This window comes from Candidatus Schekmanbacteria bacterium, assembly GCA_016219965.1.
In the GTDB taxonomy this organism is placed as follows: Bacteria; Schekmanbacteria; GWA2-38-11; order GWA2-38-11; family J061; genus JACRJM01.
The window spans coordinates 204,691-229,580 of sequence record JACRJM010000002.1 but is presented as its reverse complement, the minus strand read 5'-3'; the positions used below and the strand labels follow the sequence as shown (position 1 = coordinate 229,580).

At 42.5% G+C, this 24,890-nt stretch carries 21 protein-coding genes; 6 read left to right on the top strand and 15 right to left on the bottom strand.

Annotated features, from left to right (window positions below; all coding sequences use genetic code 11):
- Positions 1–14: 14 nt before the first annotated feature.
- Both HZA77_01895 and HZA77_01890 read right to left on the bottom strand, forming a co-directional pair.
- Positions 15–266, bottom strand: coding sequence for a hypothetical protein (locus HZA77_01895; GenBank protein ID MBI5374155.1), 252 nt, complete (start codon positions 264–266; stop codon positions 15–17).
- A 420-nt stretch (positions 267–686) separates the two neighbouring features.
- Complete coding sequence (locus HZA77_01890) at positions 687–1,889, bottom strand: class I SAM-dependent rRNA methyltransferase (GenBank protein ID MBI5374154.1); 1,203 nt, start codon at positions 1,887–1,889, stop codon at positions 687–689.
- A 120-nt stretch (positions 1,890–2,009) separates the two neighbouring features.
- Between HZA77_01890 and HZA77_01885 the strand changes: the two genes are divergently transcribed.
- A complete protein-coding gene (locus HZA77_01885) occupies positions 2,010–2,282 on the top strand; it encodes a 30S ribosomal protein S20 (GenBank protein MBI5374153.1) in 273 nt (90 codons plus the stop codon).
- A gap of 376 nt (positions 2,283–2,658) precedes the next feature.
- Positions 2,659–5,667 carry a hypothetical protein gene (locus tag HZA77_01880; GenBank protein ID MBI5374152.1) on the top strand — a complete coding sequence of 1,003 codons (3,009 nt, stop codon included), beginning with the start codon at positions 2,659–2,661 and terminating at the stop codon, positions 5,665–5,667.
- 14 nt (positions 5,668–5,681) lie between these two features.
- Here the strand turns inward: HZA77_01880 and HZA77_01875 are convergent, their stop codons facing one another.
- The 7 genes from HZA77_01875 to smpB form a co-directional block, all read right to left on the bottom strand.
- Positions 5,682–6,191, bottom strand: a complete 510-nt coding sequence (locus HZA77_01875) for an LptE family protein (GenBank protein ID MBI5374151.1) — start codon at positions 6,189–6,191, stop codon at positions 5,682–5,684.
- A complete protein-coding gene (locus HZA77_01870; protein MBI5374150.1) occupies positions 6,188–8,701 on the bottom strand; it encodes a leucine--tRNA ligase in 2,514 nt (837 codons plus the stop codon). The genes HZA77_01875 and HZA77_01870 overlap by 4 nt, the downstream gene beginning before the upstream one ends.
- A gap of 72 nt (positions 8,702–8,773) precedes the next feature.
- Positions 8,774–9,496 (bottom strand): ribonuclease PH, encoded by a 723-nt coding sequence (rph, locus tag HZA77_01865; protein ID MBI5374149.1) that lies wholly within the window; start codon positions 9,494–9,496, stop codon positions 8,774–8,776.
- Between the two features lie 9 nt (positions 9,497–9,505).
- Positions 9,506–10,321 carry a glutamate racemase gene (locus HZA77_01860; protein MBI5374148.1) on the bottom strand — a complete coding sequence of 272 codons (816 nt, stop codon included), beginning with the start codon at positions 10,319–10,321 and terminating at the stop codon, positions 9,506–9,508.
- A gap of 2 nt (positions 10,322–10,323) precedes the next feature.
- Positions 10,324–10,905 carry a GerMN domain-containing protein gene (locus HZA77_01855; protein MBI5374147.1) on the bottom strand — a complete coding sequence of 194 codons (582 nt, stop codon included), beginning with the start codon at positions 10,903–10,905 and terminating at the stop codon, positions 10,324–10,326.
- Positions 10,895–11,734, bottom strand: a complete 840-nt coding sequence (locus HZA77_01850; protein MBI5374146.1) for an N-acetylmuramoyl-L-alanine amidase — start codon at positions 11,732–11,734, stop codon at positions 10,895–10,897. Before HZA77_01850 ends, HZA77_01855 begins: the two co-directional genes overlap by 11 nt.
- 18 nt (positions 11,735–11,752) lie before the next feature.
- Entirely contained in the window at positions 11,753–12,214 is a 462-nt protein-coding gene (smpB, locus tag HZA77_01845) for an SsrA-binding protein SmpB (protein ID MBI5374145.1), read from the bottom strand.
- Between the two features lie 165 nt (positions 12,215–12,379).
- On the opposite strand from smpB, the gene HZA77_01840 reads away from it, so the two are divergent.
- From HZA77_01840 to HZA77_01825, 4 genes are read left to right on the top strand one after another with little or no spacing between them, the layout of a single operon-like run.
- Complete coding sequence (locus HZA77_01840) at positions 12,380–12,838, top strand: D-tyrosyl-tRNA(Tyr) deacylase (protein MBI5374144.1); 459 nt, start codon at positions 12,380–12,382, stop codon at positions 12,836–12,838.
- Between the two features lie 26 nt (positions 12,839–12,864).
- Positions 12,865–13,521, top strand: a complete 657-nt coding sequence (locus HZA77_01835) for a CAAX prenyl protease-related protein (GenBank protein ID MBI5374143.1) — start codon at positions 12,865–12,867, stop codon at positions 13,519–13,521.
- 13 nt (positions 13,522–13,534) lie between these two features.
- Positions 13,535–14,713 carry an efflux RND transporter periplasmic adaptor subunit gene (locus HZA77_01830; protein ID MBI5374142.1) on the top strand — a complete coding sequence of 393 codons (1,179 nt, stop codon included), beginning with the start codon at positions 13,535–13,537 and terminating at the stop codon, positions 14,711–14,713.
- Complete coding sequence (locus tag HZA77_01825; protein ID MBI5374141.1) at positions 14,710–17,808, top strand: efflux RND transporter permease subunit; 3,099 nt, start codon at positions 14,710–14,712, stop codon at positions 17,806–17,808. Before HZA77_01830 ends, HZA77_01825 begins: the two co-directional genes overlap by 4 nt.
- A 26-nt stretch (positions 17,809–17,834) precedes the next feature.
- Here HZA77_01825 and HZA77_01820 read toward each other — a convergent pair whose 3' ends face one another.
- The 6 genes from HZA77_01820 to HZA77_01795 all read right to left on the bottom strand — a co-directional run bounded on the left by HZA77_01820 (position 17,835) and on the right by HZA77_01795 (position 24,889).
- A complete protein-coding gene (locus tag HZA77_01820; GenBank protein ID MBI5374140.1) occupies positions 17,835–18,107 on the bottom strand; it encodes a TMEM165/GDT1 family protein in 273 nt (90 codons plus the stop codon).
- 128 nt (positions 18,108–18,235) lie between these two features.
- Positions 18,236–19,798 carry a bifunctional phosphoribosylaminoimidazolecarboxamide formyltransferase/IMP cyclohydrolase gene (purH, locus tag HZA77_01815; GenBank protein MBI5374139.1) on the bottom strand — a complete coding sequence of 521 codons (1,563 nt, stop codon included), beginning with the start codon at positions 19,796–19,798 and terminating at the stop codon, positions 18,236–18,238.
- A gap of 74 nt (positions 19,799–19,872) precedes the next feature.
- On the bottom strand, positions 19,873–21,096 hold the full coding sequence (locus HZA77_01810; GenBank protein ID MBI5374138.1) for an aspartate kinase: 1,224 nt from the start codon (positions 21,094–21,096) through the stop codon (positions 19,873–19,875).
- Positions 21,097–21,180: 84 nt separating this feature from the next.
- Positions 21,181–22,371: a cofactor-independent phosphoglycerate mutase gene (locus tag HZA77_01805; GenBank protein ID MBI5374137.1), complete on the bottom strand. Its 1,191-nt coding sequence runs from the start codon at positions 22,369–22,371 to the stop codon at positions 21,181–21,183.
- Between the two features lie 10 nt (positions 22,372–22,381).
- Entirely contained in the window at positions 22,382–23,686 is a 1,305-nt protein-coding gene (locus HZA77_01800; protein MBI5374136.1) for a homoserine dehydrogenase, read from the bottom strand.
- 21 nt (positions 23,687–23,707) lie between these two features.
- Positions 23,708–24,889 (bottom strand): aminotransferase class I/II-fold pyridoxal phosphate-dependent enzyme, encoded by a 1,182-nt coding sequence (locus HZA77_01795; protein MBI5374135.1) that lies wholly within the window; start codon positions 24,887–24,889, stop codon positions 23,708–23,710.
- Position 24,890 lies beyond the last annotated feature (1 nt).

Here is a 24,890-nt window from a genome sequence, read left to right as displayed (position 1 = left end):
TTCTGCCTGATCTTCTACTTCACATATTTCCAGATTGATGTGAGCTGTTTTGATGTAAGTTTCTTTGCTGCACTCATCTTTTTTGCCTTCCTTAAGAATTTACTTTTTGATATTCCCTTAAATTGTGAAGCAGAATGACATGACGAACATTTACTGTTAAAAATAGATTGCCCGCTTGCAAAAGCATTCCTTTCAGAAAACTGGAACAGCGCTAATGTTGTTAATGTAAAAAAAACAGCCGCAAACATACTCAATAATTTCTTCATACACATCCTCCATTCATATAAGATCAACTACACCCCAATCACATATTTAGCTCTTTCCGTCAAATAAGTCCACTATATGGTAGTGGAATGAACCCATTTTTTAAACATATTGTTTTAATCATCTAGCAAAAGATATGCCAATATATTATGTTTTGTATATTGGTTAATTAACATATTGAAAATATGAAACATATTATTTATCAACAAAGCGATTCATAATGTTTCTATCAATAGTTATCATTGAAAATCTGTTCAGAACTTGAAACACTTTTTTTCATTTATTTAACTATCTTATTGAAAAAATAATAAATAGTGATTCTAACAATGTTCAGGAATCCGACACTTAATAGCTTAGTTGACAATAACTATAAAGATGGCAAAGGTTAACTCGGGAATAATCTGGATTGTTTTTTGATAAAATTAATGTGAGATTTTTTTACCAATTATGAAATTCAGGTAATGAGTTTCCGGCATTGATGCAAGTATTGGATGATCCTTTGCCTGCTGACGGATTTCAAGCAACTGTACCAAACACGCTGCATCAGAGGCAGAATCTTTCACTATTTCTATAAGGTTATGAGCAGAAATACTCTGGGAACAGGATGAAGTAACAAGGTATCCGCCATCGTTTAAGAGTTTAAGTCCAAGAATGTTTATATCCTTGTACCCCCGCAATGCGCCTCCTCTTGCATCTTTTCCTCTGACAAAAGATGGGGGGTCGAGCATAACGCAATCAAAACGTTCATCTTTTTTATAAGCTTCCCGCATCCACTGGAATGCATCGCCTTTCTCTGTCCTGATTTTTTTTTCAAAACCGTTTATCATTATATTCTCACGCAATATATCCATCACTTTTCCTGAGTCCTCGACTGCCACAACCTCTGTTGCTCCGAATGCTGCCGCATATATGGAAAAAGCGCCGCTATATGAAAAACAATCGAGCACTTTTTTCCCTGCCACAAAGGGCTTGATCACGCGTCTGTTGTCCTGCTGGTCAAGATAAAACCCGGTTTTATGTCCTTCAAGGAGATCAACTTTAAAAAGAAGTCCGTCCTGCTTTATGGTTTTTTGAGGTTCCATTTTTCCATTCTTTTTTCCATAAATGATTCCCTTTTCCTGTTTAAGCCCCTCTTTTTCCCTCACACCTATATCACTTCTTTCAATTATAGCTGAAGGGAAAAGAAGATCTTTCAATATCTCGATGATTTCCCCCTTCCATTGCTCCATCCCCAGAGTTGTAAACTGCACTGAAAGCACATCTTCATATTTATCAACAATCAACCCGGGAAGCAGATCCCCTTCGCTGAAAACAACTCTGAAGGAACTGTGAGGAGGAAACCCAAGAAAAATGCGGTGCGCTAAAGCGTTTTGAATTCGTTTTTTAAAAAATCCGGCATCAATTTTCTCATCAGTGAAAGAAAGAATCCTCGCTCTTATCTTTGAACGGTCATTAATGAATCCCTTTCCTATAAACTTTCCCCTGCTGTCCAAAACCGAAATAATGTCCCCGCCGGAATAGCCCCCTTCAGTGCTTTTTATATCGCTTTCATAAACCCACAGATGTCCGCCCAGTAAACGTTTAGAGCAGCGAGAGTCTACTTTGATACTTGCCGTTGAATCCATCTCATTACTCCATTAATTTTTCCCATTATCATCCCAATATCACCTTTATCTCTTTTTGATGCTTGACAAATACAACTATTATGATAATTACTCAACCCTAATTAACAAAGGGAGACAATTGTGCCAAAAGATAAGTCAACAGCAAAGAGAATCAGGCAAAGCGAGAAAAACAGATTAAGAAATCAGACAGTTAAAAGCCATCTCAGAACAGAGGTGAAGAAAGTTATTGCAGCTGTGGAAGGGAAGGATCAGGAAAAAGCTAAAAAAGCACTTTCTACAGCTATCCCTGTAATCGACAAAGCTATAAGCAAAGGGATTATCCACAGGAATACAGGCTCACGGAAGATTTCGAGGCTTTCAAAAAAAGTTGCACAGCTTTCTGCAGCAAAGTAAAGTTTAAAATCCCTCATATACTTCTGCTAAAGACAAGAGGCATACTTTAACAACTTCGGTATATCAAGAACCCGGATTTTTTTCATGAAAAATACGTCGGGTTTTTGAACAAGCTAACACACTGAATTTATTTGCTATTGGCAATAAATACAAAAAAATCTGTCGGATTTTTTGACATTTTTTTTAAAAATAACTATTTATTAAAATAATATGCACATCTATCTAATTGAAAAACAAAACCTTTTTAAAAAGAAATAGTTTTGGCATGAAGATTGCGATTATTAAGCCTTATAACATTTTTCAGAAGGATAAATAATTAAAACAACTATCAAGCTAATTTAAGAAAATAACATTAATAATATTTATGATTAAAAAAATGGAAAAAAATCTTAAAAAGATATTTTGTTTTTTTTTATTTGTTTTAATTATTTTTACCTGTAGTTCAGCTTTTTCTGAATACACCTCCCAATCGCATTACCGATGGCGAAACGATAACGGAAGTGAAATAAGCGCAACATTCGCTGCACCTGAAGATACACCCCTTCCTAAAATAAACAAAGACGAAACCAAGCGCCTCAGGTTCGGAATGACTTCCGCAAGCTCTGCATTCAAGAGGGAAGCTCTTTTAACAATGAATTTCCCTGAGGATTACATCGACTGCGGTGTAATTGACAATGCAAACGGGTTCGCATATTTCGGTACTAACACGGCGCCTGGCGAAATAATCAAGATTCGTCTCAGCGATTTTTCAAAAGTGGATGCCATTTCACTGGCTGATTATTCAAATCCCGGTGAATACTTTCTTACGTCAGCAGTTATTGACCCAATAGAAGGGTATGCTTATTTCGCAAATAACTACGGAAGCAGCGGGCTTATATTCAAGATAGATATCAACCCTTCACACACATTTAGACATGTCGCAACCTTAACCCTGGGGAGCGGTGAGAACGCTCTGAAGACCGCTGTAATTGATACGAGCGGAAGCACTCATTACGCTTATTTCGGAACCAACACTACTCCCGGAAAAGTAATTAAAGTCAATCTTTCTACTTTTTCAAAAGAAAGCGCCATAACTTTCGCGACCGGGGAAAATCAGGTTTCAACGAGTGTTATTGATGCTGGAAACGGGTTTGCCTATTTCGGTCTCAACACAAATCCGGCTAAGGTCATAAAAGTAGATATAAATCCTGTCAACACCTTCCAAAAAATATCGACCATAAGTGTTTCTTCAACTCTCGGATTCCTGTCATCTGCAATAGATACAATCGACGGATATGCCTATTTTGGGGAAGGTCAGACCTGGTCTAAAATTGTAAAAGTAAGGCTCTCTGATTTTACCGTAAGTGCAAGCTCATCCGCATCTAATATTGACGGAAAAATGACAACAGCAGCGATTGATACCAGCGGATTAGTTCACTATGCTTATTTTGTTGGCGACAGAACTACCGGAGGAACAAGAATAGTTAAGTTCAATCTTAATTCCTTTACACGTGCTGCGGTAATTGATTTAACTCCTGACGAAGATTCTGCGCAATCATCTGTCATTGATACCTCTGCCGGCTATCTTTATCTTGGAATGCACACAGTTCCAGGTAAAATAGCAAAAATAAATTTAGCAAGTTTTATACGCGAAGGTACACTTGAATTGCCTTTAGGAGCAGGATATTTCTCATCATCTATAATGGATTCAACTGGTACGTACGCTTACTTTGGAAGCCAAGATTCTCCTACAAGAATTGTCAGAGTAAATCTTGCTACTCTTCAAAAAGAAGGTGTTATACTTTTGAATACCGGAGAAGATGCTCCTAATACGGTTGTTCTTGACCCGGGTAATAAATTTGCTTATTTCGGAACTCATACCTCTCCCGGTAGAATCGTTAAAATTGATTTATCTAATTTTCAGCGTATCGCTGCAGTTACTTTGAACACAGGAGAAAATTACTTAGATTGTGCAGTAATTGACACAGCTAATGGGTATGCATATTTTGGAGCACATATTTCCGACTTTGACCCTGACCCCAGTAAACCAGGGAAAATTATCAAAATTGATATAGACCCAAATAGATCTTTTGCAAGAGTTGACGCAATTGATTTTACAGGTTATCCGGATGAAAGTTATTTTGGCGCTGCAGTTATGGATACTAATAATGGATATGCTTATTTTAGCACAGATATAGGGCCAGATAATTCAAATACAAATTTGGGAAAGATAATAAAAATTGATGTTAACCCTTCAAGGTCATTTGCGCGTATCGGATCAATAACTTTACCTGTTGGAGAAAATTTTCTTCGTTCAGCTGTTATTGATAGAAATAATAAATATGCCTATTTTGCTAACAGAAACAACACAAATAATGCACGAATCGTAAAAATAGATTTGGAAAATTTTGAGCGAGTCAATTCAATTATTGTCTCAACAGACTTGGGAACAAATTTTCGGACAGCATTTATTGACCCGATTAATGAGTATGCGTATTTTTCTAATTACAATTACCATTCCCCTACTAAAATAATTAAAGTAAATTTACCAGATTTTACTATTGTGGAAACTCTAAATTTGGAAAACGGAGAAGAAAGATCCCGTTCAAGTATTATTGATGTGAGGAATGGTTACGCCTATGTAGGTTTTAACACTCGGCCTGCAAAAATTGTAAAAATGAGCATCAGTCCTCATTTTAAATTTAGTTTGGAATACGGGGGAAAAATTACCACTTGTTCAGAAATTACTAATTGGTTTTCTTTACCTTCAGAACCCCTTGATGAACACTGGCAAATAGCTAATTCGAGTTTTCTTACAAACTATGAACTAACTACTAATATTCCTGACGGTATTACTGATACTAATATCAATTTTAATCCCGGGCAAGCAATGGATGCCGGCAATGAAACTGGTAACATATCTTTGAGCCGATACGAATTTACAGAAGTTGAATTTTCCATAAAGAGCACACCTAATGCAAATAGTGACTGTAGTTACTGCTTTCGTCTCGCTAACAATGGCAGCTCTGGCATAGAATACTTGCAGTATCCAGAAGCATATATTCCCAATCAATTACCTACTGTTATAGATATGGCATCTGTAACTTTAAAGCAGAGAGGGAAAAAGGTACTTATTAAATGGATTACAGCATCTGAGATAGATAATATTGGATTTAATATTTACCGCAGCAAGACACAAGACGGAGATTACATAAAATTAAATAGAAAAGTAATCCCCTCAAAAGGCAATGCAACAATGGGAGCAAAATACACGTTTAAAGATATTGATATAGAGTCTGGAAGAACTTATTGGTACAAAATTGAAGACATTGATAATAAAGCCGGAAGCACATTCCATGGACCATATGAAGTAAAAGTTAAGACAACGAGAAAAAAGAATAGATGATTGCAGAAATTCTATCAAAATCCCTCATATACTTCTGTTACAAGCTCTGACGCCATTTTTTCGCTCAGATATTCCAATGCCCTGCCTTCTTCTCTCTTGCGGTCAACAGAATCGCGGGGCACTTTAAAGTCGTAAGAGCCGACAAATGAATCATTCTTATACAATACCTCATTATCCCGTGCATCCGTTACGCTCACTTTAAGAGTGATGCTCAGCTTGTACTCCACAACTTTGTGCCTGCTGTCTATTGCTGCTGAAGAAAGGTTATAACCTATAACAGTTCCATCTATAATGGTTCTTGCTTTTTCTACACTAACCACCTTGTCAGCACCGTAACGGCTTACTTTTCTGATAACTGCTTCAGTCACCGGGACTTCGATCCCTTCGAGATCTGTTGTATTCTTGAAAATCGGAACAGCAACTGGAGCCATGTTGTCTTTTATCGAAGAGCTTCCTCCCTGTGAAATGTGATAGCATGCTGGAAGCAGAAGTATAATAAACAGAAGTATTAGATTTTTTTTCATTTTCCTATCACTATGTTTACAAGTTTTCCCGGGACAAGTATGAATTTTTTCACATTGTTGTCGCCAATATATTCTTTTACCCTGCTGTCGCTTAACACAACAGATTTTATGGTTTCCTCTCCGCTTTCGCGCGGCACCTGAACCCTGCTCCTCATTTTTCCGTTAATCTGGATCACTATAGTTATCTCATCTTCTTGAAGCATTGAAGGATCATAAGATGGCCAGGCAGTCTTAGATATGGGTGTCTGTTCACCTGTCATTTCCCAAAGTTCCTCTGAAACATGGGGAGCAACGGGCCAAAAAAGAGTGAGAAGAGTTTTTACCGAAAAATCATAAGCCTGCTGCATCGAAGGATCATTTTTAATTTCTTCATCCTTTATCAAATTGATTTCATTTACCGCCTCCATGATCGAAGCGATAGCGGTATTGAAATGATATCTTAACAAGATGTCGTCAGTCACCCTTTTTATTGTCCTATTGGTGATCCGGAGAAGTTTAAGCGCTCCCTCCGATAATTCTTTGTTATTAGAATTATTCTGGCCAGCGACAGAAACCGTTTTTTTAATTTCGATATCCCTTTCCACAAGCCTCCAGAGCCTTCCGATAAACCTGTTAGCACCCTCAATCCCTTCATCGCTCCAGTCAAGATCCCTTTCTGGTGGTGCGGCAAAAAGGCAGAAAGTCCTCACAGTGTCAGCACCGTATTTTTTAAGAAGGTCATCAGGGTCAACAACATTTCCCTTGGATTTCGACATCTTTGCACCGTCTTTAATTACCATCCCCTGTGTAAGCAGGCTTGTAAAGGGCTCCGAAACATCCATAAGACCGAGGTCGCGCATTACTTTAGTGAAAAACCTCGAATAGAGAAGATGGAGGATGGCATGTTCAATTCCGCCGATATACTGATCAACAGGCATCCAGTAGTCAATGTCACTCTTCTTTAGCGCTTCTTTATCCTCGCGCGGGGAACAGTATCTGGCAAAATACCATGATGAGTCAACGAATGTATCCATTGTGTCAGTCTCTCTCCGTGCAGGCAAACCGCATTTGGGGCAGGTCGTGTTAATGAATTTATCAGAGTCCTTTAGAGGCGAATCACCTATAAACTTAAGCTCAAGGTCAAGAGGAAGTACAACGGGAAGGTCCTTTTCAGCGACCGGCACTGCACCGCATTTGTCGCAATAAATTATCGGGATTGGAGCGCCCCAGTAGCGCTGTCTTGAAATTCCCCAGTCCCGAAGCTTGTAGTTTACAGTCTTCCTGCCAATGGATTTTTTTTCAAGAAAATCTGCTATCGCCTCAAGAGCGCTGCTGCTCTTCATACCGCTGAACTCACCTGAATTGACAAGAACACCTTCTTCAACATAAGCTTCTTTTAATTCTTCGGGCTTTAAATCCTTGTCTGCCGGAGTTATGACAATTTTGACCGGGATGTCATATTTTTTTGCAAATTCAAAATCACGCTGGTCATGGGCCGGCACTGCCATGATTGCTCCAGTGCCGTATTCGGTGAGGACAAAGTTCGCCACATATACCGGCATCTCCCAGCCTGTCAATGGATTGATGCAATATCTGCCTGTAAAAACCCCTTCCTTTTCCTTATCAATAATATCCCTTGAGATTTTTTTAGCAGCCACAATACGGGCAACAAATTTCCTTACCTCTTCTGCTTCCGGAAGGCCGGCAATTAAAGCTTCAACCATAGGATGTTCAGGCGCAAGGGATATGAATGTTGCCCCAAAGAGTGTGTCCTGTCTAGTAGTAAAAACCTTGATGGCCTTTTCTCCGCTCTTTACATCTCCTTTTATTGGGAAATCCACTTCCGTACCAAAGCTCTTTCCTATCCAGTTCTCCTGCATAGTGAGAACACGCTCAGGCCAGCCTTTCAAATTTTTCAGGTCTTTTAGCAATTCATCTGCATAGTCGGTGATCCTGAAAAACCACTGCATCATCTGCTTCTGAATCACATCGTTTTCACAGCGCCAGCACTTGCCTCCCTCTACCTGCTCATTGGCAAGCACTGTGTTGCAGGAGCCGCACCAGTTGACTGAAGACACTTTCCTGTATGCAAGCCCTCTTTCGTAGAATTTAAGGAAGAACCACTGGCACCACCGGTAATATTCAGGAGAACATGTGGCAACTTCCCTCTCCCAGTCATAGCTAAGTCCAAGGCTTTTCAACTGCTCCTGCATGTACCTGATATTGTCGTATGTCCAGTCCGCAGGCTGTACCCTGTTCTTTATGGCTGCATTCTCAGCCGGCAGTCCGAAGGCATCCCACCCCATAGGATGAAGGACATTGTATCCCTGCCGCTTACGGCCTCTGGCAATGACATCTCCGATCACATAATTGCGGACATGCCCCATATGGATTCTTCCCGAAGGATAGGGGAACATCTCAAGGACATAGTATTTTTTTTTGGAAGAGTCAGTTTCAGTTTTAAACTCTCCAGTCTCTTTCCATCTCTTCTGCCATTTTTCTTCTATCGTTTTTGGATCATAAACCGGCATATGAACTTTCTCTCAATTAAAAAAATTCTTTATATCATCAAATTCCCATGACCTCAAGTGACTCATTGATTTTCATCTTTTAGCAGTCTTTAGCACCTTCGACTGGAACTCAAAAAGTCTATTGATCCCCTTCTCTGCTGTTCCAATTAACTTTGAAAGCTCGGACTGGGAAAAATTCTCCCTTTCTCCGGTAGCCTGTACCTCCACAATCTTTCCGTCTCCTGTCATTACAAGGTTCATATCAACATCTGCCGTTGAATCCTCATCATAATCAAGATCAAGAAAAATCGTCTTTCCTATAATGCCTGCGCTTACTGCCGCAACCTGCCCTGTAACCGGGTTTTTCTCAACAAGCTTTTTCCTGACCAGATTTTCCGCCGCCATTTTAAGTGCGACATAGGCTCCAGTGATGGAGGCGGTCCTTGTGCCGCCGTCAGCCTGCAAAACATCGCAGTCAATCATTATTGTCCTTTCGCCGAGCAGGGAAAAGTCAACTACAGCCCTCAGGCTCCTCCCGATCAATCTTTGTATCTCCTGCGTCCTGCCGCTTATCTTTCCACCGCGCTCACGCTGATTTCTTGTATTAGTCGATGCAGGAAGCATAGAGTATTCGGCAGTCACCCATCCCGTTCCCTTTCCTGCAAGGAACTTCGGGACATCTTCCTGTATGCTTGCAGCACAGAGCACCTTTGTGTCGCCAACCTCGATCAGCGCCGAACCGGCTGGATATTTTACCGGTCTTACTGTTATCTTTACCGGCCTTAACTCATTAGGTTTTCTTTTTCCTTTTCTCACTTTTCTCCCCTATTTTTCTTCCTTATAAAGATCTATTTTCTGAAGCTTCACTATACCATTTCCTGTAAAAAGATGTGCCGCCCCTCTGAAATGTTCGGAATCATCTGTGACAAAAAGGTCGCAGGTCCCAGGTCCTTCAAAAGATTTTTTGAGAAGATTTCTTTCAATAAGAATCCTCTTCACTTCAGAAGCTGTCTCAATGCTTGAATCAAGAAGTGTCACATTTTTTCCCATGTAATTCGCAATGGATTTTTTAAGGAGCGGATAATGGGTACAGCCCAGAATCAGGGTGTCAACTTCGCACTCTTTAATCTCCTTGAGATAAAATTCCACAACCTTGTCCGTTATCCCCCCTTCGAACATCGCTTCTTCTGCAAGAGAGACAAAGAGGGGGCAGGGCTTTGCAAAAATCTCGGCGGTGCTGTCCAGAGAATGTATGATTTTCTCATAAGCTCCGCTTCCTATGGTAGCCCTTGTCCCTATCACTCCGATTTTCTTATTCGCGCTTGCTCTCACAGCCGCCTTTGCCCCCGGATCAATAACCCCGATTACCGGGACATCATAGTGCTCCCTTATGAGTTCAAGCGCATAGGCAGATGCGGTGTTACAGGCAACGACAAGGAATTTCACATACTTGGTAAGAAGGAAGTCTATATTCTGTATTGCATACCTGCGGACTGTCTCGGCAGATTTTGAGCCGTAAGGTACGCGTGCCGTGTCTCCGAGATAAACAAGATTTTCCTGAGGCAGAAGCTTTGATATCTCCCTTAATACCGTAAGGCCCCCGATGCCTGAATCAAAGACGCCTATTGCTCTTTCGGGCACTGTTACTGCACCCCCTGGGAGTTATCAGAATCTGACAGCCGAAATGGCATTGAGATATCGACATGACCTGCAAGTGTCTTCTGCTCCTTGCCGTCAATCAGGATCATTACTCCCGTGATTTCCGGAAAATTTTTCAAGACAGTGAGTGCAACAGAGTTGACAGCCTCAATCTCTGATGTAATGCCTGTCGGGTTCCTCGTCATAAAAGATCTGCTTAGATCTACGTACGCAATGTTCTCGCGGCTTATTATGACATCAAGCACATCAATTCCGGCGGCTCCGGGCCCGGATGATTGCCCTGCAGATTGAAAGACCGTAGAAAAATTCACATCTCCTTTTAACAGACGGGCTAAAACTGCTTTTATTTTTTCTTCACTGCCGTCTTCAGGGAGAAACTGGAATAGCGATTTATGGGGAACAATAGCTCCTCCTGAAGGGATAAAAATAGATAACTCTTCATCAACAAGCAATTTCTCTGCAACAGCCTCTTCAGTTTTGACAGGCTTTTTCTTCTCTTCCTTTACACAGCTTAAAAGCCCGGCACAAATGATTATGGCAACAAATATAATTACTCTATTCTTCATTTTGAATCTTTTTCCCTGATAAATAATTACCCACTCCTTTACATATTGCAGAGGCAATACTGTCTTTTATGTTCTCATCGAGAAGCGCTGATTTGTCTTTCGGATTAGATGCCTGAAAAACTTCTATAACAACCGCCGGTGCCGCAATCCCTCCTAGGTCAGCCAAAGGTGCATGCTCGAGGGTGCATGGGATATCCGGGAGCTTGCTTATCTCATCTTTTATTGCTGATGCAAGTTTCTGGCTTTCTTCACTGGAACCTTCCTGCACTTCGCTTAATGGCTTTATCTTTAATTTCGGTGCTGTACCTGGAGCGGCGGAGGGAGTTTCATTTGATGCTTCACCTCCACCCGCATCCTGACTGCCTGGAGTATTGTCAGTCCAGCTTTTAAATTTTTTCTCCGTTCCAAGAGAAAGCATCCCCAGATTTTTCGACCAGGTATATATCTTTATCCCCCGTACAGCAGAATCAAAAGATGCCCCTACATGGAAGCTTATAAAAGCCATTGGGGAGCGCATATTCGCCATGGTTATCCTGTCGGACAGAGTAAGATCCGCATCCTTATCCCTTGTAAGTGAGACTGCAAAACCGCAATTGGGCGCTTTATCTTTAAGCGACAGGGCAAGACCCAAAACTATATCTTTTTCAAAGACCTTTCCGTCAACAGAGATCCCATTATCTTTCCCCCCCTGTGCAGGATTTATGACAACAATTTTCCCTGACTGTGCCGGTTTCCCCTCTGCTGACAGAATATTTGCCATTCCTGCAAACAGCAAAAATGAAAACAGGAACATTACGACTGCCAATATTCTTATTTTAAATCTTCTCATTTTTTTCTCTATCATCATCTAATCCCGTCTCTGTCTTACCTGTCTGTCAAGCTCTCTCTTTACTTCCTTTTCCTGTATCGCTTTTCTCTTGTCATGGAGCTTTTTCCCTTTGGCAAGGGCGATCTCAATCTTTGCCAGTCCATTTTTAAAATAAATCTTAGTCGCCACCAGGGTAAGCCCTTTTTCCTCTACTTTGCCGGAGAGCTTGTTTATCTCTCTTGACGTGAGAAGAAGCTTTCTAGTCCTTAAGGGTTCATGCCCTTCCTGCCCGGTATGTGAATAGGGGCTTATATGGCAATTATAAAGAAAGACTTCTCCATCCCTGATAGTCGCATAGCTGTCTTTTAAATTCCCTTTTCCTTCCCTTAAAGATTTTACCTCAGTTCCAAGAAGCACCATGCCAGCCTCATATTTTTCAAGAATCGTATACTCATAATAGGCTTTCTTGTTCTGGCAGACTATTTTCTCCTCATTCCCCATAACACCTTTATGAAATGGTTTCTCACTGCATCCGGCGTTTATTAACACAGCGCGGAGGAGCAAGGCAATACCAAAAAGATTGCTGTTAATCTGCCTTGCTTTTAGAATTATTTCATAATATCAAAATTTTCTAACAATCAATATTTAATAATTATTTAATAATTTATGAAAGCTGTCATCCAGCGTGTAAGCAATGCAAAGGTGGAAGTGGACGGGAAACTCTGTTCATCAATAGGACAAGGTTTGCTCGTACTGCTCGGTGTAAGCGAAGATGACAATGAAGACAATGCGGACTACGTTGCAGAAAAAACTGCGAATTTGCGAATATTCGAAGACAGCGATGGCAAAATGAATCTTTCATGCATTGACATTTCCGGAGAGGTTCTTGTAGTAAGCCAGTTCACACTCCTTGGAGATACAAGGAAAGGAAGAAGACCTAGTTTCGTAAAAGCCGCAAAACCGGAAAAGGCAATCCCTCTTTATGAGATGTTCGTAAAAAAAATCTCGACTTACGGTATCCCGGTAAAAACAGGTATCTTCGGAGCAATGATGGACGTAGAGCTTATTAACGCAGGCCCTGTGACAATAATAATAGACAGCTCGGAGAAATATCCGGTCAATTAATCTGGCAATTAATCTGGAGAAAGAGTGTGGAGGGAAAAGATAAGAAAAAAACGGACTGGCGTCCATACTATCCATACATAATACCCTTTACTGCCTTTATGATTTTAACAGAAATAAGCAGACTGATAGAAGGGTCAGTATATTACGTTTACCCTATTAAAACACTGGTTGCCGCACTCCTCATCATATATTACTGGAAAAGTTATAAAGAGCTCAGTATGGGGTGGACTTTTTTCGCACTCTTTGCCGGGATAGCTGTATTCATAATATGGGTTGGCTTTGATGATTTCTACCCAAAGCTCGATGCTGCATCCTATGATCCGGGCATATTTGAAAGCCGTATGTTTCGCGCATGGCTTATTTTCAACCGGATGATAGGGAGCGTTATAGTAGTACCCGTAATGGAAGAGCTTTTCTGGCGTTCTTTTGTCCTTCGCTTTATCATAAATGTTGATTTTCTGAAGGTAAAGTTCGGAACTTTCACATGGACTTCATTTATAATAAGTTCTTTGCTTTTTGGCTCCGAGCACAGCCAATGGCTTGTAGGCATAATAGCAGGAGCAATATACAATGTCGTATTATACCACAGACGCGAACTTTCAGATTGTATAGCTGCCCATGCGATTACTAATTTTCTTTTAGGCGTTTTTGTGATAGCTTCCGGACGTTATGAATTCTGGTGAGGAGGTTAAAACCATGCAATCAAGATCTGGTCATTTTATATACATCAATAATCTCAGAAAACATCATTCTGCCTTTTTATTATTAATTGCATGTTTTGGGGTTCTGTCAGTATTATTTTTCACGGGCTGTTCATCAAAAACAAAAGATGAAACAAACAGACAGAGAATAGTCGCTGTGACAGTCGCAAAGGCAGTTTCAAAAGATGTCCCGGTCACAATAAATGCCATAGGAACAGTAGAAACAATCTCATCCGTAACAATAAAAACACTGGTCAGCGGAGAGCTGATGACTGTCCACTTTAAAGAAGGGGATGATGTAAAAAAAGGTGCTCTTCTTTTCTCAATAGACCCTCGTCCTTTTAAAGCAGCCCTTAATCAGGCTGAAGCCAATCTTGCAAAAGACAAGGCACAGCTTCAAAATTCAGCAACAGAAGAAGAGCGCTATAAATCATTATTCGAAAAAGGGTTCATAGCCAGGGAAAACTACGACAGTTCACGTACAAACAGGGAAATGCTGGAAGCATCAGTTCAATCCGACAGGGCAACAATCGACAATGCAAAAATACTGCTAGGTTACTGCTCGATTTATTCCCCGATTGAAGGCCGGACAGGCAACCTTGACGTCAAGGCAGGAAACATAGTCAAGGTCAATGATACCTCGCTTGTCACCATTAACAAGATTTCCCCGATACTTGTTACTTTTTCGGTACCTGAACAGAATCTGTCCGCGATAAAGAAAAACATATCTTCAGGAACGTTAAAGGTTGAGGCTTTAATTCCTAATGATGGGCAAACACCTGAGGAAGGTGAACTTACATTTATAGATAATGCCGTTGATACTGCTACGGGAACTATACGTCTTAAGGGAACATTTGAGAATCCTGCAAAGAGTCTCTGGCCCGGACAGTTCGTCAACACAACACTTGTCCTTTCAACAGAGAAAAACGCCATAGTCATTCCGTCAGAATCAGTCCAATCAGGCCAGAAGGGAGAATATGTTTTTGTAGTCAAACCGGACATGACGGTTGACTCGCGTCCTGTAAAAGTAATTCGTACGACCGGTAATGAGTCTCTAATCGGAAACGGCATTTCTGCAGGAGAAACGGTTGTAACAGACGGACAGCTTCAGCTTCTTCCCGGTACAAAAGTCCAAATAAAAAGCTCCTCCGCAACGCCGCAAAACCAGCCATGAACATTGCAGAAATTTTTATAAAGCGTCCTGTCATGACAACGCTTGTCATGCTCGCTATACTTTTCTTTGGCTTCATCTCTTATCAGCGTCTTCCGGTAAGCGATCTGCCCAACGTCGATTTCCCGACAATATTAGTATCAGCAAGTCTTCCCGGCGCAAACCCCGACACAATGGCAGCCGCAGTCGCCACTCCGCTTGAGCGTCAGTTTTCAACGATTGCCGGTTTAAGTACAATGAATTCCACTAACTCGCTGGGCTCCACACAGGTGACCCTTCAGTTCGATCTCGACCGCAACATAGATGCAGCCGCACAGGATGTGCAGGCTGCAATTACAAAAGCAGCATCGCAGCTCCCGCAGGACATGCCAAGTCCGCCATCATATTCAAAAGTAAACCCTGCAGATCAGCCGGTCCTTTTTCTTGCCCTTAGTTCAGCAACACAGCCCCTTTACGTTGTAAATGAATATGCTGATACATTTATAGGACAGCGCATTTCAATGGTAAGCGGAGTTGCGCAGGTACAGATATACGGAGCCCAAAAATATGCGGTAAGGGCACAGATTAACCCTTCTGCCCTTGCCACGAAGGGAATAGGAATCGATGAGGTCGCAAATGCGATACGACGCGGCAATGTAAATCTGCCCACAGGAACTCTCTGGGGTTCCAAGCAGGCATTCACCATAAAGGCGACCGGGCAGTTAAATAACGCCAAGGCTTACGAGCCTTTGATAGTAGCTTACCGCAACGGCGCACCGGTAAGGCTAAAAGATGTAGGACGGGTAATAGACAGCACTGAAAACGATAAAATTGCGAGCTGGTACGTTGATGACAGGGCTATCATCCTTGCCGTGTTGCGTCAGCCCGGAACAAACACCGTTGAAATCGTGGATTCCATAAAAAAGCTCTTCCCCTCATTCCGCGAGCAGATGCCGGCCTCAATAGATATGAATGTAATATATGACCGTTCTGTCTCAATACGGGACTCAGTAAACGATGTGAAGAACACCCTTTTTATCGCGCTCTGCCTTGTCGTGCTCGTTATATTCCTTTTTCTCAGAAATCTTTCTTCAACTTTTATTCCCAGCATGGCGCTCCCGATGTCTGTTGTGGGAACATTTTCCTTCATGTATCTTTTTAATTATTCTTTAGACAACCTCTCGCTGATGGCGCTTACCCTTTCGGTCGGATTTGTAGTGGATGATGCCATAGTCATGCTTGAAAACATAGTCCGCCACATGGAACAGGGAGAAAGCGTGTATGAAGCCGCCCTTAACGGTTCCAGGGAGATAAGCTTCACAATACTTTCAATGACTCTTTCCCTTGTAGCAGTTTTCATCCCTGTACTCTTTATGGGAGGGCTTATAGGAAAGCTTTTGCACGAGTTCGCTGTTACCATCGGATTGTCGATTCTTGTATCAGGTTTTGTTTCATTAAGCCTCACCCCGATGCTTTGCAGCAGGTTTCTAAAAGAAAAGAAAGAGGAAAAACACAGCGGCATTTACGAACTCTCCGAACGGTTTTTTAATGCCTTGTTCAGTCTCTATGACAATACTTTGAAAACAGCTATAAAACACCGGAGAACAACACTGGCAGTATCACTTATTATTCTTATTTTAACAATCTACCTTTTCGGTGCCATTCCAAAGGGATTTTTCCCGAGCGAAGACACGGGGATGATCTTTTGTTTTACCGAAGGTGCGCAGGGAATATCCTTTGAATCCATAGCACAACACCAGAAGCAGATGGCTGATATAGTAAAAACAGACAAAGATGTCCGCTCATTCATGTCAAGCGTTGGTTCCGGAGGGCCTAACCTTGCCGGAAACTCAGGGCGTATCTTTATTTATCTCAAAGACCGCTCCCAGCGCAAGCGCACAGTGGATGATATCATACAGGACCTTCGGATAAAAACAGCAGATGTCCCGGGGCTCAGGATTTTCATGCAGAATCTTCCCACAGTCCGCTTTGGAGGACAGCTTACAAAAAGCCAGTACCAATTTACTTTGCAGGGACCAAACATCGAAGAGCTTTATTCCTATACTCCGATCCTCGAAGACAAAATTCGTTTGATCCCGGGGCTTCAGGATGTAACAAGCGATTTACAGATCAAAAACCCGCAGGTAAATGTCGAGATCAACAGGGACAAGGCATCAACCCTTGGTGTCACAGCAGAGCAGATAGAAGATGCCCTTTACTATTCATACGGCGCCCGCCAGGTATCAACCATACTTGCATCCTCAAACCAGTACAGAGTAATAACTGAGCTTGAACCTAAGTATCAGACTAATCCTTCAGTTTTGTCTCTCCTATACATACGTTCATCATCAGGAGAGCTTATTCCATTAAGCGCTGTTGCAAAAATAACAAAAAATGTTGGCCCGCTTTCCGTAAACCACCTGGGACAACTTCCATCTGTCACAATCTCTTTTAACCTTAAACCGGGAATACCTCTTGGCTATGCCGTTGACGAGGTACATAAATTAGCTGATGTCACGCTTCCACCGACAATAAGCAGAAGTTTTCAGGGAACAGCGCAGGCATTTGAATCATCAATGCGGGGGTTCTGGTTTCTCCTTCTTATGGCTATAATCGTGATCTACATCGTGCTCGGTATACTCTATGAAAGCTTCATACATCCTCTGACTATTCTCTCGGGGCTTCCGTCAGCAGGACTTGGCGCACTTCTTACACTCATGCTTTTCGGCGTTGAACTAAATCTTTACGCTTTTGTAGGAATAATAATGCTCATAGGAATCGTTAAGAAAAATGCCATCATGATGATAGACTTTGCACTTGAAGCGGAAAGAAAAGAGGGGAAAAGCGCGGAAGAAGCCATTTATCAGGGATGCCTCATAAGGTTCCGTCCAATAATGATGACAACCATGGCAGCTTTAATGGCAACACTTCCCATAGCTCTTGGCTTTGGCGCCGGGGCGGAAACCCGCCGCCCATTAGGTCTTGCCGTAGTTGGAGGGTTGCTCTTTTCCCAGATAATAACTCTTTACATCACTCCTGTAATCTACATCTACCTTGACAACTTCCAGAAAAAGCTGGGCAGCAGGTTCTATGTTTTCAGGGGAGCCGGGGAAAAGTAAAACTTCTTCAAAATAATCTCTGCGATTTATCCCCGGAAGAACGACCAAGCCCCTATAATGACAAATGCAATGCCTGCTACTTTTGACATTACCTTTTCATTTATAAAGCTTGAAAGGACACTCCCTGCAAATACACCGATCGCAGAAGTAACAGCAAGGGCACAGGCTGCACCGATAAATATTGTCAGTTTGCTGTGCTCATTTTCAGAGGCATAGAGCATAGTCGCAATCTGCGTTTTATCAGCTATCTCAGCTATGAATATGGTGGAAAAGACTGTGAAGAAGACTTTCAAATCCATTTATTTCCCCTCGATTAATTTTATTCAGTTCAGAAAACACAAGATTTTGCCAGCAGACGCAAAAAAGAACATCATGCGGAGCAGATGCTCCAATAGCAGAGTATTATACCAAATGTTGGTTTTATAAATCAGTGCTTAAAATGCCTGATTCCTGTAAACACCATGGCAATCCCATGCTCATCGCATGCAGCAATGACTTCCTCGTCTTTTACCGAACCGCCGGGCTGGATTACGGATGTTATACCGGCTTCAGCCGCCGCATCAATCCCGTCCCTGAAAGGAAAGAATGCATCTGATGCGAGCGCTGTTCCCTTGGTTGGAAGCTGTGCCTTCATCCTTGCGATCTTCACGGAATCAACACGGCTCATCTGTCCGGCGCCGACACCTACGAGCTGGTCTTTATTTGCAAATATTATGGCATTTGATTTTACATGCTTTGCGATCTTCCATCCGAAGAGGAGCGCATCAAGCTCATCATTTGTGGGTTTTCTCTTTGTCGGGATCTTAATCGTGTTTTTGTCAAGGTCAGCAACATCGCGTTCCTGCATGACAAGCCCGCCTAATACCCTCTTTATATCGAGCATGCCAGCTCTCTTTGTTCTTGCCCTGTCAAAATCAAGAGTAAGAAGCCTGATATTCTTCTTTGCAGTGAGTATCTTCAATGCCTCATCAGAAAAAGCAGGAGCAATGATGGCTTCGACAAAAAGCTTTGATATCTCCTGCGCTGCATCAGAGTCAATCTGTCTGTTTATGGCGATTATCCCACCAAAGGCAGATACCGGATCAGTGGCATAAGCCTTGAGATATGCATCTTTTACAGATATCTTTGAAAGAGCTGCACCGCACGGATTCGTGTGTTTTATTATCGCACAGCCTATCCCATCAAAATCAAGTGCAACATTTAATGCGCCGTCAGCATCTATGATGTTGTTAAATGAAAGCTCCTTCCCGTGAAGCTGCTTCATGTCGGCAACTCCGCCGTCTTCGCCTCCGACCCTGAAGAATGCTCCCCGCTGATGGGGATTTTCCCCGTAACGCAGCTCCTGCACCTTCCTCACTCCTACTGCAAACTCGCCGGCAAGGAATTCTCCTTCTTTGTAAGACCTCCTTGCATTGAAGTAAGCTGAAATCACAGAGTCATATCTTGCTGTGTGTGAGAAAGCCTTGGCTGCAAGATCAAAGCAGGTTTCTTCTTTAAGGGCGCCGTTATTTCCCTTTAATTCTGCAAGGATGCTCGCATAGTCATCAGGGTTTACCACTACGGCCACGAACCTGTGGTTTTTCCCGGCAGACCTGATCATCCCCGGTCCGCCTATATCTATGTTCTCAATGGCATGTGGAAGCGGGCAGTTCTCATCTGCTGTTGTAGCCTCAAAAGGGTAGAGGTTTACAACAACCATGTCTATGTATTTTATGCCGTGCTCTTCAACCTGTTTTATGTGGGTCTCGTCATCTCTTATGGCAAGGATGCCTCCATGTACAAGAGGATGTAAAGTCTTCACCCTCCCCGAGAGCATCTCCGGGAACCCTGTAAAATCAGATATCTCCTGCACTTTTATCCCGCTCTCGCTCATTGAGCGCGCAGTGCCGCCGGTTGATATTATTTCAACGCCGAGTTCATTTAATCCCTTTGCAAAATCCACTATCCCTTTTTTATCAGAAACACTTATCAGTGCTCTTTTAACTTTGATCACGGCATATTCCTCACATATTAATTGCGCACCTTAAAACATGCGTTTTCGAATTTTCTATTTAATGCTGCCTGTTATCTGTTTATCTTATCAAGAGCAAAGGCATCATGGAGAATCCTTACTGCAAGCTCACCGTACTTTGCCTCCACGATACAGGATATCTTGATTTCCGAGGTGCTTATCATCTGGATATTGATACCGTCTTTTGAAAGCGATTCGAACATCTTCGATGCAACGCCTGCGTGGTTCCTCATCCCGGCGCCTATGATAGATACTTTCGATATATTCTCATCTGTATTGAGTTCAGCAGCTCCAATAGATTTTACTATCGGCTCCATGATCTTCAACGCCTTCTTGCAGTCAGCCTTGTTGACCGTAAAAGTTATATCCGTAAAACCGTCTTTGCTTACGTTCTGGATTATCATGTCAACCACGATGCTTGCATCAGCGAGCGGTTTAAATATTGATGCTGCTATACCCGGCCGGTCCGGAACTCTTCTTATAGATACTTTTGCATCATCGCGGGCAAGTGTAACTCCAGTGACCAAAACCTGTTCCATCGTTTCATCCTCCATAGTGACAAGTGTGCCTCCTCCTTCAGCAAAACTCGATAATACATAAAGAGGAACATTATATTTCATTGCGAATTCAACAGACCTGATTTGCAAAACCTTTGCTCCAAGGCTTGCCATCTCAAGCATTTCCTCATGGGATATCTTGTCAAGCCTTCTTGCTCCCGGGACTATCCTGGGGTCAGCGGTGTAAACTCCGTCAACATCAGTATATATCTCGCAGACATCTGCGTTTAGCGCTGCGGCAATGGCAACAGCCGATGTGTCTGAGCCGCCGCGTCCAAGCGTTGTGACATCCCCTTCTTCCGTAATTCCCTGAAAGCCTGCAACAATGGCTATGTGTCCGCTGTCAAGCGCTGCCCTTATCCGCCCGGCATTTATCTTTTCTATACGCGCCTTGGTGTGAACTTTGTCAGTGAGCATTCCTACCTGGCGGCCGGTAAAGGAGACTGCTTTTTCTCCCATACTCCTGATTGCTATTGCCACAAGTGCAATAGATACTCTTTCGCCGGAAGACATGAGAACATCCATCTCTCTTTCATTAGGAAGGTCAGTTATCTTGTGAGCAAGACCTATAAGACGGTCTGTATCACCTGACATCGCTGATACAACAACAACAACCTGATTTCCCTTCTTCTTCGACTCTATAATCTTCTTTGCAACATTCTTAATTCTTTCGGTGTCGCCTACAGACGTTCCACCGTACTTTTGAACTATCAGTGCCATTCATCATCCCTCCAGATAGATCATCATAGTCATCACAGAGAGTTCCAGAGCATTTCTCTTTGTTCTCTGCAAGTTAATTTCTTCTCACCCATTCTTGCCCAGAAAATATCCCATCAATTTGTATCCATCGCTAAAAAAGAATTTCGTACTCAAAGCTTCTTTTTCAGAAAATGCACTTGCTCCATTGGCTTTAACACCTGTGCCATAAAGAGAGAAATTCACAGGGTCAGACGTATGTGTGCGGAGTTTGACAGGTGTCGGATGGTCAGACATAACCAGTATCCTGTACTCGCCAAACTGCGGCATCTCAGCTATAATTCTTTTCAAGACCTTTAAGTCAATATCCTCCATGGACTTGATCTTGTTTTTCAAATCACCATTATGGCCTGTCTCATCAGGCGCCTCAATGTGAAGATAAACGATATCAACTTTTTTTAAAGCCTTAAGTGCATTCTCTGCTTTGCCTTCATAATTTGTATCAATGTATCCTGTTGCACCGGGAACATTTACCACTTCAAATCCAAGATATATACCTATGCCGTTAACAAGGTCAACAGCGCTTATCACAGCGCCATCCAATCCATACTTATCACGAAAAGGAGAAACTGCCGGCCTTGTCCCTTCACCCCAGAGCCAGATATCAGTTGCAGGCTTATCTCCCCTTGCTATCCTTTTCCTGTTCACATCATGGTCTTTTAAAATCTTAGATGCTTTCTCCATTATCACCTTAAGCTCATCCGAGCCATCTCCGCCAGGCATGTAGCCGGAAACAGCCTGCCCCGATATATCATGGGGAGGAACAAGCTTAACCCCATTAAACTTTCTTTTGCTGACCATCAGGTGGCGGTAGCTTTTCCCAGGATAGAATGAAGTGGTTGAGTCGGAAAGCTTGCTGTTTATATCATTTATCAAAATGGATGCTTCATCGGTCCCGATATGCCCGGCGCTGTAGTCGTCCATTTTACCGTCAGCTATTGTAACGAGATTGCATCTTAATGCTGTGTCATTAGGAGAAAGATTAACTCCTATGCTCGCAGCCTCAAGAGGAGCCCTCCCTGTGTAGACTTCAGCGGGATTATAGCCGAGCACGGAAAGGCTTGCCACATCGCTTCCAGGGTTCATCCCATCTGGAATCGTCCTTGCCATTCCGCTTGTCCCGTTCTTTGCGATAAAATCCATATTGGGAATATTGGCTGCTTCAAGCGGGGTTTTCCCGCCAAGTTCAGGAAGTGCAACATCAGCCATCCCGTCGCCTAATACAATCAGATATTTCATTTCTCTAACCTCACTCAGCCTCAACTCTGATAGAAACAGTTGAATCAAGGACAATGGGAAGCCGGTCAATCTCCTGAAGCGATTTTCTCACTGCTTTCTCAATGGCATCATGAGTCATTATCACGACCGAAACCTTTCCGTCTGTCGCCTTGTTCTTCTGGATTACTGTTGAAATGCTTATTCCATTATCTCCGAGTATGCCTGATATCTTGGAAAGCACTCCCGGCATGTCAACAACACTGAAGCGGAAGTAAAACCTTGAAGTTATTTCATCTACAGGTTTTATCTTTTTTCTGCTTATATTGTTAAGCTTGAATGAGAGCGGAGATATCCTGCTTTGAGCTCCGGAGAGTATATCTCTTGCAATCTCTATCATGTCGCCTACAACCGCCACTGCGGTGGGCAGTTCCCCGGCGCCCTTGCCGAAAAGGATCGTCCTTCCTGAATTCTTGCCTACGATATAAATCGCATTATATTCATTATTCACATTGGAAAGGGGATTATCAAAGGGGATCATTGTCGGATTCACCCTTATATCTATCTCGCCGTCTATATTCTTGGCTATGGCAAGAAGCTTCACTTTGTAACCTAGGTCATAGGCGTATTTTATATCAAGCGGTGAAATGTCGGTAATCCCTTCAGTGTGTATCTCTTCAAGAGGGATGTTTGTCCCGAATGCAAGAGCTCCAAGCACAGCGATTTTATGGGCAGAATCGCCGCCGCCTATATCAAGAGTCGGATCAGCCTCGGCAAAACCTTTATCCTGCGCTTCTTTTAATGCTGAAGGGAAATCCTTCCCCTCTTCTGTCATCTTGGTCAGTATATAATTCGATGTTCCATTTATGATACCGTAAATGGACTGCACCTCATCGGCGGCAAACCCCTCTTTCAGCGACCTGATGACAGGAATGACTCCGCCAACGCTTGCTTCAAATCCTATATTTTTCCCGGCTTTTACAGCAGCCCCGAATATCTCAACGCCGTGCTTTGCAAGAAGTGACTTATTGGCAGTTGCAACATGTTTGCCATTTCCGAGTGCCCCGAGGATAAATTCTTTTGCAGGATTTATCCCTCCTATAAGTTCAACAATAATTTCAATTTCAGGGTCTTCTATCAATTCCTTTGCATTGGCAGTTAACATTGATTTGTCTATGTCAATCCCGCGCGAAGATTTAATGTCAAGGTCTGCGATTCTTTTAAGCACGAGTTCAGCGCCAAGCTTTTTCTCAATAATGTCATGGTTCTGTTTAAGGATCTTTACAACACCCTTCCCTACAGTTCCAAACCCAATCAATCCTGCATAAATCTTTCTCATTTGAAGCTCCGCAATTTTGGATTATGCTCCTTTGCTCAATACCTTTTTTATACCTCTTACGGCCTGACGTATCCTATGTTCATTCTCAACAAGAGCAAACCGCACATTACCTTCCCCGTAAGGGCCAAAACCAATACCCGGAGAAACTGCCACTTTTCCTTCAGTGAGCAATCTTTTTGAAAATTCCATTGAGCCAAGTTTCCTGAATTCTTCAGGTATCTCAGCCCATACAAACATAGTCCCTTTAGGTTTCTCTACTTTCCATCCAGCTCTGTTAAGACCGGAAATCAAAGCATCGCATCTTGATTCGTATATGTCTCTTATTTCCTCAGAAACATGCTGAAGCTCGTTTAAGGCAACTGTTGCAGCGATCTGAATGGGCTGGAACATGCCGTAGTCAAAATAGCTTTTGAGCCTTCCAAGCGCCTGTATAATCCTGTGGTTGCCTACGCAAAATCCAACTCTCCAACCGGGCATGCTGTAGCTTTTTGACATTGTATAAATCTCGACACCGACGTCCTTTGCACCCGGCACCTGAAGAAAGCTTGGCGCCTTATAATCTCCAAAAGTAAGGTCTGCATATGCAAAATCGTGTATGACAATAATGTCCCGCTGCTTGGCAAATGCTACGACCTTCTCAAAGAAGCTAATATCAACCGTGACTGTTGTAGGGTTGTGAGGAAAACTTATTATTATTATCTTTGGACGCGGCCAGCTTTCTTCATAAGCCTGAAGCAGATTTTCAAAAAAATCAGAATCCCTTGAAAGCTTTACGCTCTTAAGGTTTCCCCCGGCTATGACAATGCAGAATGAATGTATCGGGTATGTGGGGCTTGGCACAAGGGCAACGTCGCCGGGTTCAATCACGGCAAGGGCAAGATGGGACAAGCCTTCTTTTGCGCCGATTGTGACGATAGCTTCTGCGTCGGCATCTATGGTGACTCCATACTTGCGTCTATACCAGTCAACGATGGCAAGCCTGAGTTTATATATTCCTCTTGAAACAGAGTATCTGTGGTTCTTTGGATTATCAACTGCTTCCTTAAGCTTCTCAATAATAGGCGCAGGCGTCGGCAGATCAGGATTACCCATGCCAAGGTCTATTATATCCTCACCGCTTCGCCTTGATTTGAGTTTTATCTCATCTATGATTGCAAAGGCATATGGTGGAAGTCTCTTTATCCTGTGAAACTCTTCTGCCATT